At 37.9% G+C, this 15,599-nt stretch carries 15 protein-coding genes; 9 read left to right on the top strand and 6 right to left on the bottom strand.

Going from position 1 to position 15,599, the window contains the following annotated elements:
- The gene (locus tag TSP02S_RS08265) at positions 1-858 is read left to right on the top strand and encodes a hypothetical protein (RefSeq protein ID WP_041083359.1); all 858 of its coding nucleotides are present in this window, start codon (positions 1-3) and stop codon (positions 856-858) included.
- Here the strand turns inward: TSP02S_RS08265 and TSP02S_RS08260 are convergent.
- From TSP02S_RS08260 to TSP02S_RS08250, 3 genes are read right to left on the bottom strand one after another with little or no spacing between them, the layout of a single operon-like run.
- Positions 852-2,120: a clostripain-related cysteine peptidase gene (locus tag TSP02S_RS08260; protein WP_041083357.1), complete on the bottom strand. Its 1,269-nt coding sequence runs from the start codon at positions 2,118-2,120 to the stop codon at positions 852-854. The genes TSP02S_RS08265 and TSP02S_RS08260 overlap by 7 nt on opposite strands.
- Positions 2,117-3,139 (bottom strand): D-cysteine desulfhydrase family protein, encoded by a 1,023-nt coding sequence (locus TSP02S_RS08255; protein WP_041083355.1) that lies wholly within the window; start codon positions 3,137-3,139, stop codon positions 2,117-2,119. The genes TSP02S_RS08260 and TSP02S_RS08255 overlap by 4 nt, the downstream gene beginning before the upstream one ends.
- Positions 3,139-4,248, bottom strand: a complete 1,110-nt coding sequence (locus tag TSP02S_RS08250) for an alanyl-tRNA editing protein (RefSeq protein ID WP_041083353.1) — start codon at positions 4,246-4,248, stop codon at positions 3,139-3,141. Before TSP02S_RS08250 ends, TSP02S_RS08255 begins: the two co-directional genes overlap by 1 nt.
- 60 nt (positions 4,249-4,308) lie before the next feature.
- Here TSP02S_RS08250 and TSP02S_RS08245 point away from each other — a divergent pair, with 60 nt between their 5' ends.
- The 3 genes from TSP02S_RS08245 to TSP02S_RS08235 are packed head-to-tail and all read left to right on the top strand — an operon-like array spanning position 4,309 to position 7,375.
- Positions 4,309-5,469, top strand: coding sequence for a DUF401 family protein (locus TSP02S_RS08245; protein ID WP_041083351.1), 1,161 nt, complete (start codon positions 4,309-4,311; stop codon positions 5,467-5,469).
- Between the two features lie 14 nt (positions 5,470-5,483).
- On the top strand, positions 5,484-6,161 hold the full coding sequence (locus TSP02S_RS08240) for a DUF47 domain-containing protein (protein ID WP_041083350.1): 678 nt from the start codon (positions 5,484-5,486) through the stop codon (positions 6,159-6,161).
- Positions 6,162-6,172: 11 nt separating this feature from the next.
- Entirely contained in the window at positions 6,173-7,375 is a 1,203-nt protein-coding gene (locus TSP02S_RS08235; protein ID WP_041083348.1) for an inorganic phosphate transporter, read from the top strand.
- On the opposite strand, the gene TSP02S_RS08230 is transcribed toward TSP02S_RS08235, so the two are convergent.
- From TSP02S_RS08230 to TSP02S_RS08220, 3 genes are read right to left on the bottom strand one after another with little or no spacing between them, the layout of a single operon-like run.
- Positions 7,368-7,688, bottom strand: a complete 321-nt coding sequence (locus TSP02S_RS08230; RefSeq protein WP_041083346.1) for a hypothetical protein — start codon at positions 7,686-7,688, stop codon at positions 7,368-7,370. The two genes, TSP02S_RS08235 and TSP02S_RS08230, sit on opposite strands and share 8 nt — an antisense overlap.
- Positions 7,685-9,613: a ferrous iron transport protein B gene (gene feoB / locus TSP02S_RS08225; RefSeq protein WP_041083344.1), complete on the bottom strand. Its 1,929-nt coding sequence runs from the start codon at positions 9,611-9,613 to the stop codon at positions 7,685-7,687. The genes TSP02S_RS08230 and feoB overlap by 4 nt, the downstream gene beginning before the upstream one ends.
- Positions 9,613-10,044 (bottom strand): FeoA family protein, encoded by a 432-nt coding sequence (locus TSP02S_RS08220; protein ID WP_041083342.1) that lies wholly within the window; start codon positions 10,042-10,044, stop codon positions 9,613-9,615. The genes feoB and TSP02S_RS08220 overlap by 1 nt, the downstream gene beginning before the upstream one ends.
- Before the next feature lie 129 nt (positions 10,045-10,173).
- On the opposite strand from TSP02S_RS08220, the gene uvrC reads away from it, so the two are divergent.
- The 5 genes from uvrC to TSP02S_RS08195 all read left to right on the top strand — a co-directional run bounded on the left by uvrC (position 10,174) and on the right by TSP02S_RS08195 (position 15,596).
- Positions 10,174-11,850, top strand: coding sequence for an excinuclease ABC subunit UvrC (uvrC, locus tag TSP02S_RS08215; RefSeq protein ID WP_052465393.1), 1,677 nt, complete (start codon positions 10,174-10,176; stop codon positions 11,848-11,850).
- 9 nt (positions 11,851-11,859) lie between these two features.
- Positions 11,860-12,312 carry a hypothetical protein gene (locus TSP02S_RS08210; protein WP_041083340.1) on the top strand — a complete coding sequence of 151 codons (453 nt, stop codon included), beginning with the start codon at positions 11,860-11,862 and terminating at the stop codon, positions 12,310-12,312.
- Complete coding sequence (locus TSP02S_RS08205; RefSeq protein ID WP_041083338.1) at positions 12,309-13,598, top strand: nucleotidyltransferase; 1,290 nt, start codon at positions 12,309-12,311, stop codon at positions 13,596-13,598. The genes TSP02S_RS08210 and TSP02S_RS08205 overlap by 4 nt, the downstream gene beginning before the upstream one ends.
- 68 nt (positions 13,599-13,666) lie before the next feature.
- Positions 13,667-15,205 (top strand): LytS/YhcK type 5TM receptor domain-containing protein, encoded by a 1,539-nt coding sequence (locus TSP02S_RS08200; RefSeq protein WP_144380753.1) that lies wholly within the window; start codon positions 13,667-13,669, stop codon positions 15,203-15,205.
- Entirely contained in the window at positions 15,162-15,596 is a 435-nt protein-coding gene (locus TSP02S_RS08195; protein ID WP_052465392.1) for a LytR/AlgR family response regulator transcription factor, read from the top strand. The genes TSP02S_RS08200 and TSP02S_RS08195 overlap by 44 nt, the downstream gene beginning before the upstream one ends.
- The last annotated feature ends 3 nt before the right edge of the window (positions 15,597-15,599 follow it).

Genomic DNA, 15,599 nt, shown 5'->3' with positions numbered 1-15,599 from the left:
ATGGGTTTGACTCGATTTTTACTCTCTACCTCACTCTCAAGGAATAAGCTTCAACGTTGGCTCAGGACTTTGGTGCAACCATTCCCACAGAAAAGAATTAAAGGAGTAGTTAAAGTTGCAGTTGTTCAGATGGATTATATTTCTATCTCTGGATTTGGTGGGTTTGTGACATTGATTAATCATTTTCTTGTGAAAATGAGAGATTTTTCACCGCAAATAATAGTTTTTCCACACTTGACGGACACGATTTTCTATGGTACCTTTCCTTTACTTTTGCTCTCACCAGGTAAGAGATATGTCAAGACGCTTAATCAATCTTCTGTGATAACAAGTCGAGCATGTGAGAATGTCATGGCTGAGCTTTCAAGGATCTGGAATTGTTCCGTGATTTTCGGCACAACGCAAGGACTAATGGCATATCATGAAGGTACAAAGCAGAATATGATCTTTGAAACGCAAGATTATAAGATAGCGGTTGTACCAAAAAGATCACTTACAAATAGTTTGAAATTGAAACAGTTCGTAGATAATGGTGTGAGAATACTTTCAACTCCAGGATTTGGTTTAACTGATTACAAAGAATGGGATGATCGATTTTATATGTGGGCTCATTCACAGATGGTTGGATTTTATGGATTGTGGTCGGCAATGTCTGGAAAGTTTTTTGGAAAAGATCTGAAAGCCAGGGCTTCTGTCACAGCCCCGATTCCGATTACCAGCTCTTTTGACGGGTACATAGTCAAGAACAATTCTACTAATGGTGATACCGTTCTTTTGGCTGAGCTTGATATGCACAAACTTGAATCCTTTATCCAATCAAGAAAAACATCAATTATCTATAACTTCAAAGATCAATGACCTAAAAGAAATTCATCCCATACTGTGTCTATGGCAAATCTTGTTGAGTCATAATTCATTTTTTCTATGTCTTTACACACAAAGATACTTGTAGCAAGACTCTTTGGTCTGGAATTTGACAAATACTTGTATACAACAACTTGACTAAACCCATTCCAAACTTGTGTCGCTTGAAGACTCTCAAGAACTTCACCAAGATCGTACAAACAATAACTTGAACTGTAAGTCGTCCAGGAACTTTTTTGCAGTTCTGTGTTGGTTGTTGAAAGAAATTCATTAAACAAATCTACGGCGCCACTTATATATTTTGTTTCATAAACTGCAAGAGAGATATTTTGGAAATTACTGTAAAAATCTCTGTAAGAATCGACTATTTTTTCACACATCTCTAAGGGTATACTTTGACTTATCGATCCTGTGAAGTTGTAATCCCAACCAGTTCCTGGAATATTATGTGCTGAAGCTAAGATGTAATCGGCAACATCCTTTAAAGCGTAAACTACTTCTATAGAACCCATTAAACAAGCATCCATTCCAAATACATCCCAGTTACCTGTTACATTATCTGAGATTTCTTGAATGGTGAAAAAATCATTGCTTTGATCGTCGTAAGAAATACCCTTGGTTTTGTAAACATTTCGATCGTCCCAGGCCAAGCCATGATTCCATATTATTAGGGCTTTGTAGTTTGAATCGATTTTACTAAACCTTTCAGTATAATATTTAAGAAGATTACCATCTCCACTGTTGATCTCACCGGTTTCTTCTATTCTAATTGGAGTCGAACCATCCATTACGTATATTCCATCTTTCGATTCATCTGAACTATCCCATAGAATGATCAGAGAGACATCCCGTGCAGCGTTTTTCATTTCTTCTAAATCACGTATCGCTTGATAATCGAGATTGTTATCGGAGGCAAGCCATAAAAAGATGAGCCATGATGGTTTTTTCACATCGATTTCTAATGTTTTATGAATGGATTCTTTCTCGATCTTGAGCTCTTTGATACCGGCTTTCTCGTAATAAAGTTGGATCACAGCATAGCCAAAGTCATCTGTTTTGTATTCAACTCCATTGACCTTGATTGTTGTACCAGCCATTAAAAAACCCAAAGCATTTTTAACGCCCACTTTTAGGTGATAAACTCGTGCAGTATAAAGATCACCAGTGAGCTCATAGACGATGTCCTTTGGTTCAATGATATAGACACATCCACAAAGTAGTGGAATAATTCCAATTAAAAAGATTAATCTTCTCATTTCCAGATGAATTTATCTGCCTGAGCAAACAATCCAAAAAGTCCACCTGTGTGTATGAACAAAATTTTCTGTCCTTTTTTGGATGTCTCTATCATTCCCCGAAAAGTCTTTGCGGTATAGACAGGGTCGAGTATGATCCCTTCATTTGAAGCGACATGTTTTATATAATCCAGATCGGATTCTGTTGGGATTGCGTAAGCTGGCCCACTGAAATCATCGATTATCTCTATTTCTTTCTTTTCTATACGTACATCTATACCGAAATCTTTCATCCCTTTGACTATCTGTTCTATCTTTTCAACGAATCGTTGTGATGAAGTTTTTGTTACATTGATTCCTATGACCTTTGTTTTATAACCCATGTATCTCAGTCCGGCTATCAATCCGGCATAAGTACCACCACTTCCAACGGCACAATATATTGCATCGAATTCATCCAAATCCACTTGTGATATTATCTCCGCAGCGGCATAAACATATCCCATCGCACCTAAGGAGTTAGAGCCACCTTCTGGTATTGTGTAAACTTTCAAACCCTTTCTTTCATAGTCCTTTTTATGTTCTTCATAAACTTGGTCTATATTTTCATATTGATCTACTGTTACAGTGATCAATTCAGCACCAAGAAGTTTGTCGATTAATAAATTCCCGTTATCTTGATTGTAAGCTCCCATTGGTTCGTTACCTTTGAGAGTTTTAACCTCAACTTTGGGGACCTGTGAATTTTTATCCATTGCCTGGGGTTGTCTTAGGAACAAAACGGGTTTGAGACCTAATTTAATCGACAGATGAGCAGTTGCCCTTGCGTGATTTGATTGTATGCCACCACAGGTAAAGACAATGTCACATCTTTTTCTTAAGGCATCGGCGAGCAAAAATTCAAGTTTTCTTATCTTATTACCACTTGATACGAGCTCTGTCATATCGTCTCTTTTCACATATATTTCTTTGTTGTATTCTCGACTCAATCTTGATAAATACTCAATAGGTGTTGGAATTTTTGCCAAAGTCAATTTCATTACATCACCCCCAAGGCTTCTTCAACGAGTAATAACAATTCTTGCCAACCAATCTCGGTTTTCAATGAACCTCGCTTTGCTCCTCCTCCACCAACACCAGAAACTCGCTCTTTTAAATAGCTTATCAATCTTGAACAATCAAGATCCTTTGAGATAAATTGATATCCTCCCGTTGTTTTACATATCAACAAATCTGATTTGAAATATTTTGGCAAGACATTGGCTACGTCATCAAAGCCTTCGTAAGTTGTGATTTTGTATTTTCCGATCGATCTTTCGGGTAAATTGTCGGCAATGATCTTTGCCGTCTCCTCGGCTAAGCGATTGATCAAAGATGTTTGATCTCTTATCTTATTCAGTAAAGTTTCAACTCGGATTGTCATTTCATCTACAGAACTTGTGAGTAGTTTTGACAGTTGTCTCAGAACGAGTACTCTTTTGCTGTAGTCACGTAATGCTCTATTTCCTGCCACAAAATAGACCCTTGTGAGTGCACCTTTGGTCTTTTCCCATGAAATTACCTTGATAATACCTATTTCACCTGTATTTTTAACGTGAAATCCAGCACAGGCTGATGCATCGAAATCGTCTATTTTGACAACTCTAACAATTTGCCCGACTTTTTCGCTCAGTGATTTTCGAAGGTTCATACTTTCCGCTTCATTCCTTTCTACTTCTACTATCTGAACATTCAGACAATTTCTCACAACTTGGTTTGCGACTGATTCTACATCTTCGAGAGCTTCAAGTGTGAGTTGTGGTATGTCAAGATCTATCGTTGAGAATTCCTCACCCATGTGAAAGCTCATAGTTTTTGCTTGAATAGTTTTCAAGAATGAAGCGGATAATATATGTTGTGCCGTATGTTGCACAGCTATGTCAAACCGTCTTGATTCATCTATGGCGTAGTTGTGCTCACCAGGTTCGATAAACTTATCTAATACATGAATTATCTCGTTTTGGATTTCTTCCACTCCAAGCACATTAGCCGTTCCAATCTTACCACGATCTCCTAATTGACCACCTTTTCCATCGGGATAAAACGGGCTTTGATCACTCACACCGAAGAACTTACCATTTTCTTCATAAACTCTTTTGATCTTGATCACACTTTAAACCTCCTTCACTTGTAAAATAGACTCAGAGTCTGAGCAAGAGGGGGTCATCGGGTGACAACTCTATCGGTCCTTGTGTCTCTTGCGTCGGTGATTGTTTTTCAAAGAATAACCAAAAAACTGATCATCTCTATGATAGCAGGTTTTGCGATTTTTGCAGCAATCAACCGACAGATCATATTTGGATTTTCAAAATTATTTTTGGCTTCTATCAGTGATATTTCTTTTATAACACTCCTTCCGAGTATTTTCTTAATATATTTTCTTGGGGAACTCATGAATGTTTCAAGAGACGCTGATCATTTCTCAAGCTCTGTTCAAAAATTGTTTCAAGATACGCGATCTGCGGCTGTGTTGATGCCTGCAATAGTAGGACTCATGCCAATGCCTGCAGGAGCAATGTTCACTGCCCCTATGGTTGATCAAATAGGCTTAGGTATGGATAATCTACAAAAAACCACCGTCAATTATTGGTTCCGCCATTGTCTTGAATTCTTCTGGCCTGTTTATCCTGCGATGTATCTTCTGTCAAGCCTTGTGAATATACCATTGGGGATAATTTCTCTTAAATTATCACCTCTTTTTGTGATTTCTTTTCTAATTGGTTGGATTTATCTGAATGGCTTTACATTACCAAAGATGAGACGTATACAAAAAGAAGATTTGAAGAAAATGTGGCCTTTATTGATAATCCTTTCAACGGGTTTCATGATACTAATTTTCAAAATAGATGGTTGGTTAGCATTGTCGATTGCGAGCTCTTTTTATGCGATACTCAGGAGCAAATTCGTCTGGAAGCCTTTAATCAATTCATTTAAAAAAATGGATATCGTACCTATTTTAATTGTAGTCTTTCTTTACAAGCATTCGATGATAGATCTTGGAATTGGTCAGAAAATGAACTCCGAACTTTCAAAGGCTGGTTTTGGGATGCTTGTGATATCAATAGTTCTTCCACTTGTAATAGGTATGTCGACTGGCTTGACGAGTGGAGCGGTAGGAGTATATCTACCAATTGTTATTGGAATGGGCGCGAGTAATTTAGCAATAATTGTCTATGTTTTCTCGGTGATTGGTGTTTTATTATCGCCAGTTCATTTGTGCTTGGTGCTGACTTGTCAGTATTTTAAAGTGGATTTTCTAAAAGTTTTGAAAAGAGTTTTTGTACCGATAATCATAGTCGCGATTTCTGCGATTTTGTTGTACTCTTGGTGAATGGAGGGATGAATTTGACACGCTTTGTTGGAAAGATGTTTCCAAAGCAATCGCCATTGAGATTACTCTATGAACATGCACTTGTGACAGAAAATGCCGCACAGTTCATAATGCCAGCTTTGAAAAATTATTTTGACAATCAACCGATCGATCAAATGTGTTCTGAGGTAGATATGCTTGAGGATAAAGCTGATGAACTCAAAGTAATGATCAGAGAGAGCTATTCAAAGCTCAAATTTGTTTACTTTGACAGAGTTGATGTCCTCACAATTCTCCATGAAGAAGACGCTGTGATAGATGCTGTAGATGATTTTCTCAAGTCATTGACTCTGAATAAACTCGAAAAGCCTCTCAATAAAGAAATAAGAGATCTGATCTTTGAACTTGCAGAAGACAGTCTTGACTCGGTACACATGATGGCCATGGCAATAGGTGATTTGCTCACATTGGTAGAATCTTCTTTTTCTCGTTCAATAGCTTCTGAAGAGGACAAGCTTGCAACCAAGGTGGAAACAAACGAATCCCAAACAGATAGAATATCCCTTGAGCTGGGTAAGAAGATCTATTCCATGAAGAACACCATACACCCTGTTGATCTATATTTCCTTGAGAAGCTGGTCAGATTACTCACAAGGATAGCGGATCATGCCGAAAATGTCGCGGAAAGGATACGAATGATAACTCACATTTGAGGAGGTAAGATATGCTGATTTTACTTGCTTTTGCAAGTGGTTTTGCCATGGCTTTTGCGATTGGAGCCAATGACGTTGCAAATTCTATGGCTACTGCAGTTGGTGCTAAGGCTATAACCCCAAAACAAGCCGTGATAATAGCCTCTTTTTTGGAATTTTCTGGAGCAGTTCTTTTTGGATCGCACGTCACATCAACAATAACCAAAGGCATCCTAAAACCAAACATCATAACACAACCAGATGTGTTGATTACTGGAGCATTTGCGGCACTTATTTCTTCTTCGATCTGGATCTTGGTTGCAACCATTTGGGGAATGCCTGTCTCGACTACACACTCTATTGTTGGCAGTATGGCTGGTTTCGGAATAGCTGCAGTTGGTTGGAATGCGGTGAACTGGAAAGTTATGATTTCAATAATATCGAGCTGGATACTTTCACCACTCGCAGGTGGTGTGCTCGCTTACTCAGTCTTCAAATTGATATCTATTTTTATTCTTAGAAGATCTTCACCGGCAAAAGCTGTAAAAAAAGCCGGACCAGTTATAATATGGATCACGTTCTTCGTCATTGTGTATCTTCTTGGAATAAAGACGCTCAAGATAGGTCAATCGAATTCCGTATGGCTTGCTGTGTTCATTGCCAGCATCGCAGCATTTACGGGATATTTACTTTTAAGAAGGTACTACGAAATAAGAACGAAAGACTATGAAATAGTCGAAAATGTTTTCAGACGTCTTCAGATCATGACAAGTTGTTATGTGAGTTTTTCACATGGTGCGAACGATGTCGCAAATGCAATCGGTCCTCTTGCTGTGATATATTGGGTGATCGGGACTGGTACAATTTCTTCAAGCGTGGAAGTTCCAATTTGGATCTTAATGCTCGGTGGATTAGGTATTTCTTTGGGTGTTCTATTACTCGGTTATAGAGTGATGAAAACAATAGGTGGAGATATAACTCAACTTAATAACACCAGAGGATTCTGTATAGACTTTTCCACCGCTTCGACTGTTTTGATATCTTCCGTGCTTGGACTACCTGTTTCAACAACTCATATAGTTGTCGGATCAGTTGTGGGCGTTGGTATGGCGCGTGGGGTAGAAGTAGTCAACGTGGGAGTACTGAAAAACATTGTTCTTTCGTGGCTTGCTACCGTTCCTCTTGCTGCGGGATTGTCGGCGTTTCTGTTCAAGTTTCTCATAAAAATTATTTGAACTTAGATCTGAAGATCAACATTTGAACAATACCTATTGAGCCCATAATAATCATTAACAGTCGAGAAGCTGATAACTCGAAATCAGAAAGATCATCGAGAATCATGAAGCACATTGCGATGAAAAACATTGCCCCACCTACCATCAAATGGGCATCAATCCTTTGGGGATTTTTTCTAAAATCCACTATTCCAAAAAGATAGATCAAACTAAAAACCAATGTACATAATGCGAACATCACATCGATTTTCAAAAAGAATAAAAAACAAATGAAGCCAGCAACTGTCTCGATAATCAAGAGAAATTTTTTCATATCAGTAGACCTCCCAAGATTCTAACCAGATAAGCCAAAAGATAGGCAACGGCTAAGCTGTAGATCACAGAGACTATAAGGTATTTTCTTCCTATCTCAGAAATTATTGAGCCAAGTGTGGCAAAACAAGGTATGTAAGACATCACAAAAAAGAGAAAAGACAAGGCTGTAACAGAATCATAAGAATTAACCAATGCATGCTTCAAAGATTCTCCCTCGCCAAAGCCAAAGAGCATACTGAGTGTAGAAACAATGACTTCTTTTGCCATTGTTCCAAAAACCAGTGCTGTGCTCAATCTCCAATCAAATCTTAATGGTTTAAGTGCAATTGATATAACCTTTCCTATATAAGCTGCAAAGGACTTTGTAGGATCACCACTTGCTGGAAAGTAAGACAAAAACCAAAGAACAACCGAAGCCACAAAGATTATAGTGCCAGCCTTCACCAAAAAGTGTTTACCTCTGTGCCAGACATAAAGCATGAGGTTTTTAATCTTCGGTATACGATACCTTGGAAGTTCAAGTACTAAGAATCCTGGTTCTCCTTTAAAGAGAACTTTGTTCAACAAAACCGCACTCAAAAGTGCTACAACTATACTCAGCAGATATACAGAAAAGACAACCAATCCCTTTTGTTTTTCAAAGAAAATACTTGCAATTAACAGATAAACCGGTAATCTCGCACTACATGAAATAAATGGAACTGAAAGAACTGTGATGGTTCTCTCGCGTGAATCTGATATTCCCCTCGTTGACATGATCGCTGGCACAGTACATCCAAAACCAAGCAAAAACGACATGAAAGATCTGCCAGACAACTTGAGACTGTACATGATTCTGTCTACTACAAAGGCTGCCCTTGGGAGATAACCAGATTCTTCCATGATTCCAAGCACTAAGAAAAGAGCAAAGATATTCGGCACAAAGACCAAAATCGATCCAACACCAGAAATGATACCATCCGCAATGAGTGAAGAGACTATTTCATTTTTAAACGATGCTCTCACAAAATTCGATAGAGTTTCAAACAGTAATTCAATGGCATCGGAGATGGGCTGAATTGTTTGAAAAGCAAAGGTAAAGGTCATATACATTAATGCAAGAAAGATCGGTATTCCTATATATTTATGTGTGAGAACATGGTCTAATGCATCGCTTATCGTCAAATTTGTGCTTGATGACTTAAGCACTTCTTTGAGGATTAAATCTATGTGTTTGTATCTTTCCTGTGCTATTTTCTCCTTGAATGTACCTGGGATAACTTCAGTTTGTCCTATGAGATTCACAGTTTCTGGATCACCTTCAAGATATTTAGTTACAATCCATCGAATGGGGAAACCTTTTAAAGGTGGTTTTGACATAATATCTGTTTCTAACGTTTTTATCATTTTCTCTATTTCTTCACCAAAAATGAACTGAAGATTTTTCTTTTCAGACGAAGAGACCTTCAAAATTGTGTCTAATAACTCGTCAATTCCTTCTCCTGTCACAGCACTTGTTAGAACAATTGGAACACCTGTATGCTTTGCCAGTTCTTGTTTATCAATGTACAGCCCTTGTTTTCGCGCTTCGTCTATGGCATTCACCACCAAAATTGTCTTTGTATCAAGTTCTGCAGCTTCAAGAAACAAATAAAGTCCTTGTTTCATCGATAGAGCATCAATGACGATGATCAGTATATCTGGCGTTTTATATAAAAGATAATCTCTCGCAATTTTTTCATCAGTACTGAAAGATGACAAACTGTATGTTCCTGGTAAATCAACGAAATCTATTTTCGCACCCCGCCAATTTCTGATACCTTCCTTGACTTCAACGGTAACGCCCGCCCAATTTGCAACATACTGTCTCATACCTGTGAGTGCGTTGAAAAGACTTGTTTTGCCTACATTTGGATTTCCACAGAGTGCTACGCGTAGAGCCATCATATCCTCCTCAACAAAATACGATTTGCAATTCTAAAACCGACTTTGAAAATGCCCTTTTCTGTTTTGATTGTCATTGGTCCCAAGATTTGAAGATCTTTTCCTTTTTGTATACCCATTCTATGCATTTTTTGCTGAAATCCAATGCCGCCAAATAATTCAACGACTGTGTAAAAACCTTCCGGCGCAGACGAAAGAACCATCAAATCGTTATCAAGAGTAACCTCTATCTGCGTGGCATCATCGTTGCGCAAAGTGATGAGTTTGTCCATGACAAGGTAGACTCTTGGGTCTCCGAGTGGGGCGCTTCTGACAACTTTCACATAGGTACCCGGAATAAAACCAAGTGATATGAGACGTGAGCCCAGAAGGGAGTTGGGGATAGATTTGACTTTAGCTGAAAATCCAACTGGAACTTCTGACAAAGACACAAATTCACCCCCTTATTGAGATTCATTCTCAATAATATCACTTCATTGCAAAAATTCAAGTGCCATGCATGTTAAAAGTGTACTTACTTGGAGAGATCACATTGTACAATTATTCTTGGAGGTAACGGTGTGGATCTCTTAATGAAGGCAAAACTGGCGCCAAATAGTCCTGGTGTGTATATTTTTTATGGGCCACAAGGTGAGTACTTGTACATTGGTAAAGCTCGTAGACTTCGAAACAGACTACTTTCTTATTTCAGAGAATCAACACACAAACAAAATAGGAAGGTTGTGAATATCATTCAAGAGGCTTCTGGAATTGATTTTATAGTCGTTTCGAATGAGAGAGAGGCTTTGCTGTTAGAAGCCAGTCTAATTTTTGAGCACAAACCAAAGTACAATGTTTTACTCAAAGATACAGAGTTCTATCCATACATAGAGATAACACACGAGCCTTTCCCAACGGTAAAGATAGTACGCAGAAGATCACAAGATGGCTTGTATTTTGGGCCATATACCGATATGAAGTTCGTTAAAGGCCTTGTTGATTTTCTACAACAAGTTTATCACTTCAGAGCCTGCCAAAAGGGATTGGAAAAAGCCACTAAACCATGTATGGATTTTTATATGCACAGATGCGAAGGACCATGTACTCACCAGATCAGTGAAACTGAGTATAACGAAAAATGTATAGCTCCAGTCAAGAAATTCCTTTCTGGCGATATTTCTCCGACCCTCAGCCTAATCGAAACTAAGATGAAAAAGTTCGCGCAAATGATGGATTTTGAGAGTGCCGCAAAGTATAGAGATCTTCTTCTCAAATTCGAAAGAGTCATGGAAAAACAAAGAGTTGTGCTTGATCAATACAGAAATTTGGACGTTATAGGAAGGTCAAAGAACCTTTATGTTCTTTTGAGAATTCGTGGGGGTCATTTACTTGCAAAGCTTGTTTATGAATTAGACTCAACAAACGTTGAAGATTTTGTTTTTAATTACTATATGGTGCATAGAAATGAGATACCTGAAGCGGTGATTTTGGAAAAAAACATCAATTTAGATGTACCCGGATATTTTGGTAGACCAAGAGATGAAGTTGAAGAAGATTTATTGAAGAAGGCCATAGAAAATGCGAAAAATGAGTTAGGCATAAAAGGTCTAAGAAAGGAGACTTTGATTTCTCTCAAAGATTTTCTATCTCTTTCAAAATATCCACAAAAAATCGAAGGTTTCGACGTTGCTCACTTGCACGGTAGTTTCACAGTGGCATCTGTTGTGGTTTTTATAGATGGTCTTCCTTTCAAAGAAGGTTATAGACATTATAGATTTCAAAGTGGAAAGATTGACGATTTTGCTACAATGAAGGAATTGGTTAAGAGAAGGTACTTGAAGCACACACTACCAGATCTCATATTGGTGGATGGTGGTGTAGGGCAGGTCAGAGCCGTTAAAAAAGCACTTGAGGAGATCAATAAAAATTGCGACGTGATAGGTCTTGCTAAGGAACATGAAACGGTTTGTACTGAGCAGGGTGAACTCTTTTTGGAATTGAACAGTCCTATCCTAAGGATGTTGGTTGCAATAAGAGATGAAGCACATAGGTTTGCGAATACTTTTCACAGAAGACTTAGAACAAAAGAGACGATTGTTTCAATTCTAAATGAGATTCCCGGTCTGGGTCCCAAGAGGAGAAAAAAACTCATCGAGGAATTCAAAAGTATAGATGAACTGAGAAAAGCAGATCTTGACAAAGTAGCCAAAATCATAGGTAGCAAGAAACTTGCGAGTGTGATTTTATCAAAGATATGAGGTGATGACATGAGAGTAACGCTTTATTTGATGTTGTTACTTGGTATTTTTTGTACAGCAATAGGTTTATTGATGATCTTGGCATATGGTTTGTTCATTTACATTTCCCCAGCCTTCAGAGATGCATTCAATTTGAGTTTTCAAAGTTCAAGGTGGCTTTTCTTCGTTGTCATACTCACCATTTGTTCTGGAATATGCATTAGTTTTTATAGCCTTGCAAAGGCAAATGACGACAATTATATGATATTTTTATCTTTTGCATTGATATCGAATGGTTTTTCACTTTTTGTTCAAATATTCAGAATGATTGTCCATGGATTTGCGTGGATAGGGGTGGAACTTCTCGGTAAATCAGGTGACGTAAAGTTGATTGAATATCTTTCTGCTGGATTTCTCATTTTCACACTTTTGAATTTTGTTTTATGTCTGAGTGTTCTCAGAGAGGAGAGATTGTCTCGTTGAAAGTTCTTGGAATAATTGTGGAATACAACCCTTTTCATAATGGACATCTCTACCATCTGAACAACGCAAAGGAGATTGTGAAACCAGATTACACCATAGCCGTTATGAGTGGGAGTTTCTGCCAAAGAGGAGAACCTGCAATCATAGACAAGTTTTCAAGAGCACAGATAGCACTTTTGAATGGTGTAGATATTGTTTTCGAGCTGCCGTTTGTTTATGCCACTCAAGATGCTGGGGGTTTTGCAAAAGGAGCCGTCTGGTTGCTGGAACGAACCAATGTGGTAACAGATATCGTTTTTGGCAGTGAATCAGCTAATATTGATTTTCTCACAAAAATTGCTACTGTGATGATTGATCAACCAGAGCCATTTCCAAGGTTGATGAAAGAAGAATTGAAAAAAGGTCATTCTTTTCCGAATGCAAGAAAATATGCATTACTGAGATACTTTGAATTGACAAGGGAGATGGATCCCAAGGAAGTCTTGAAAATAGAAAAATCCAACGACATTCTCGGAGTTGAATACATAAAATCGTTAAAAGAATTAAAAAGCAACATAAAAGCACATCTTATAAAGAGAATTGGTGCAGAAGATACAGATAAAAATTTCAAAGGTAAATTCTCAAGTGCAACGGCAATAAGAAAGATGATACTCGACGGTCAGTGGGATAAAGTGACGCAAGCCGTTCCTGAAAAGAGCTTAGAGATAATTTCACGAGAACTGAACGAAGGTAGAGGTCCTGTGACTTTACAACAACTTGAGCAGATAGTACTTGCAAAAATCAGGCTCATGTCTCGAGAAGATTTGCAAAGGCTCTATGGATTCAGTGAGGGTATAGATTTGAGATTCATACAATGCGCTTCGAAATTCGGCGAGTTTGATCAGTTTTTAAGTTGTATAAAGACCAAGCGATTTACAATGAGTAAGATTAGAAGGCTTTTATTATACACTTTGTTCAACGTTTCTCAGGAGTTTTTGTCTCGATGTAATGAACTTGGCCCACAATATCTCAGAGTTCTTGGTTTTAACAACAAAGGAAGACAACTTTTGTCGATGATTAAAAGAAGATCTGCTATACCTGTTTTGTCGGTGTGCTCTCTTTATAGGAAGGTGCTTGAAAAAGTTTTGAAAGACAAAACCGGAAGATTTATCGTCGATCCAGAACTTTTTGAGAAACAGTTACTTTTTGATGTTCAATCTACATCCATACACTCTCTTTTGTTTCCGAGTAAATCTGAAAGATCAGCCGACAGAGATTTTCATATACCACCGGTGATCATCAGTTGATGGTGCAATAGGTTGCTCACCAAACTCCAAAAAATCAGAATGGTATAATTTCATTTAGGTGGGGGAATGTGTATTTAGTTATTACTTTATTCAGTAGGATGACGCTGCTCGGTGTTATCATCTTTTTCTTTCTTCAGTTTTACAAGACCAAAAAATCCTTCGTCAAGCTTTTCGAAGGTAACAAACCACTGACTTTGGGTTTTTTTGGTGGCATCTTTGGCATCATTGGTACGATACTGGGATTACCTTACAAAGGTACGATAATAAATTACCGTGATATGGGTGTAATTGTTGCTTCTTTATATGGTGGATTACCTGCTACTCTTTTGAGTTGTTCGATTGCTTCGACACACAGATTTTTGCTTGGTGGACCTTCGGGATTAGCTTGTTCTATAGGTACATTGTGCGCAGGTGTCTTCTCAAGTTTCTTTAGAAAATCGTTTATGAGATCAAATGAAAAAGTCATTTTTGGTTGTTTATTATCTGCTGTTTCGGAACTTGTTCATTTGTTCGTTGCTTATTTGATTATCACACCGCGTTCTTTAGCTGTCGACATAGTTTCAAATGCGCTTATGCCTATGGTGATAACCAATGCTTTTGGTGTTGCACTCATATTAGCACTCACCAAATATACAGAACAAGCCATTAAAATTGCATCATCGCAAGTATTCGCAGCCACTCTTGGGATTGTGGAAGATGCAATAAGAGTCGTTGAAGATCCAAAATCAGAAAACTTAGTCAGATTTGCACATAAAATATCTCTTGTCCTTGACGTTGATGAAGTTGTGATTGATCTGAATAGTTGTCCAGCGGTGAATGAAAATAATATAACAAAAATCTGTGTGCCATTGATGGCAAAGAATGGAGCATTAGGGAATTTAATCGTCATTAATAATGCGCGATTTCAAGAAGAACAAATAATGATGATAAAAGAAATCGCAAAATTTGTGGAGATAGTCATGCTTGCTGCAAAAGCCGTTAGGGAAGCGATACTTGCGCGTGAAGCACAAATGAGAGATTTCATGTCAAAACTTGGACCACATTTTCTGTTTAATACTCTGGCAAGCATAAGGTATCTTGTGAAAACAGATCAAAATAGCGCTGTGAAAATGATTGATGAGTTGTCAGAATTGCTGAGATATTACTTTAAGAAAAAAGAACCATTGGTGACACTTGATGAAGAGATTAGAATCATAGAGTGCTATCTTTCAATAATGAAACTTAGATATGGAGAAGCGTTGATATACCAAATCGATGTACCAGAAGATCTTAAATACCACTGTATCCCGCCGATGATTCTACAACCGATTGTTGAAAATGCTATTGAGCATGGTGAAAAAGACGGCAGGATCATCGTGAAGATTGAAGCAGCTCAAAAAGATGAGAACCTAATTTTGAAGGTATGTGATAAAGGTAACGGCATGAAATCTGACTCAAAGAAAGGTATAGGTATGATGCTTGTTGAAGCAAGACTTAAGAATATTTATTCAGATAGAGCAAAGATAGAATACAAGAGTAAAAATGGTTTGAATGTTATTATCAGCATTCCGATGGAGGGAATTCATGATAAGGGTAGCTGTTTTAGAAGACGAGCAACTTGCACGTGAAGATATTGTTCGCATGATATCAAGATATCCTGAACTCAAACTCACCGGTGTTTTCCGAACTGCGAAAGAATTCTCAAAACATATAAAGGAATTTGATGTAGCTTTCATCGACATAAGGTTACCATTTGAATCTGGCTTGAATGTTGCAAAGAAATTGAGGGGAATCGGGATAGTTTTTGTCACAGCTTATGAGCAGTATGCTGCGCGGGCATTCGAGATTGGAGCAATAGACTATTTGGTAAAACCTGTTAGTGAAGAAAGATTTGATATATGCGTAGAGAGGCTTATTCAAGCATATTCTAAACCTCTTATAAAACTACCTGTAAAAGAAGGAGAAAATATTTTAATGCTCAGTTTTGATAAAGTATTCTATATAGAGGCTTTTTGGTAAAAG

Source organism: Thermotoga profunda AZM34c06, assembly GCF_000828675.1.
In the GTDB taxonomy this organism is placed as follows: domain Bacteria; phylum Thermotogota; class Thermotogae; order Thermotogales; family DSM-5069; genus Pseudothermotoga_B; species Pseudothermotoga_B profunda.
The sequence above is the reverse complement of the archived record's forward strand: the minus strand, read 5'-3'. Positions and strand labels throughout refer to the sequence as shown.

Excerpts from the sequence above, each read along its gene's own strand:
- TSP02S_RS08235 (WP_041083348.1), top strand. The coding sequence starts at position 6,173 with ATGCTGATTTTACTTGCTTTTGCAAGTGGTTTTGCCATGGCTTTTGCG.
- feoB (WP_041083344.1), bottom strand. The coding sequence starts at position 9,613 with ATGGCTCTACGCGTAGCACTCTGTGGAAATCCAAATGTAGGCAAAACA.
- TSP02S_RS08230 (WP_041083346.1), bottom strand. The coding sequence starts at position 7,688 with ATGAAAAAATTTCTCTTGATTATCGAGACAGTTGCTGGCTTCATTTGT.
- TSP02S_RS08195 (WP_052465392.1), top strand. The coding sequence starts at position 15,162 with ATGATAAGGGTAGCTGTTTTAGAAGACGAGCAACTTGCACGTGAAGAT.
- TSP02S_RS08260 (WP_041083357.1), bottom strand. The coding sequence starts at position 2,120 with ATGAGAAGATTAATCTTTTTAATTGGAATTATTCCACTACTTTGTGGA.
- TSP02S_RS08255 (WP_041083355.1), bottom strand. The coding sequence starts at position 3,139 with ATGAAATTGACTTTGGCAAAAATTCCAACACCTATTGAGTATTTATCA.
- TSP02S_RS08210 (WP_041083340.1), top strand. The coding sequence starts at position 11,860 with ATGAGAGTAACGCTTTATTTGATGTTGTTACTTGGTATTTTTTGTACA.
- TSP02S_RS08265 (WP_041083359.1), top strand. The coding sequence starts at position 1 with ATGGGTTTGACTCGATTTTTACTCTCTACCTCACTCTCAAGGAATAAG.